This is a genomic window from Lactobacillus sp. XV31L (assembly GCF_059900865.1).
In genome coordinates this window covers 1-479 of the sequence record NZ_JBWXGC010000036.1, presented here as the reverse complement: position 1 = coordinate 479, position 479 = coordinate 1, and the positions used below count along the sequence as shown (strand labels likewise).

The 479-nt window shown below is 66.0% G+C and carries 2 protein-coding genes; one reads left to right on the top strand and one right to left on the bottom strand.

Translation table 11 applies throughout. The features are described from left to right. Window positions 1–256, bottom strand: a 256-nt coding sequence (locus tag AC2JF7_RS09065; RefSeq protein WP_500728362.1) for an MFS transporter, incomplete at its 3' end; no start/stop codon positions are given. Between AC2JF7_RS09065 and AC2JF7_RS09060 the strand changes: the two genes are divergently transcribed. After that, on the top strand, window positions 177–479 hold a 303-nt coding region (locus tag AC2JF7_RS09060), incomplete at its 3' end, for an MFS transporter (RefSeq protein WP_500728363.1). The genes AC2JF7_RS09065 and AC2JF7_RS09060 overlap by 80 nt on opposite strands.

Here is a 479-nt window from a genome sequence, read left to right as displayed (position 1 = left end):
GCACGATCGACATCAGGAACGGGATGCGCCAGCCCCACTCGAGGAACGCCTCGGGCGACATCGAGCTCGTCAGTACCCAGAGCGTCGCTGTCGCGAGAATCATGCCGATCGGAACGCCGATCTGCGGGAAGGCGCCGAAGAGTCCTCGCCGGCCCGTCGGGGCGTGCTCGACGGCCATCAGTGCCGCCCCACTCTTCCTGGCTCCGATCGCCCAGGAGAATCCGGGATTCGCACAGATACTGTCCTTCGCCACCATCGGCATCTCCTTCCTCTTCCGCCCACTCGGGGCGATCATCGCCGGCCACCTCGGAGACAAGCTGGGCCGCAAGAAGATGCTGGTCTTCACGCTCGTCATGATGGGCCTCTCCACAGCGCTGATCGGTGTGCTTCCGACGTATGCGGCGATCGGCGTCGCCGCTCCGATCCTGCTCATCGTGCTCCGCATCCTGCAGGGGTTCTCCGCCGGCGGCGAATGGGGC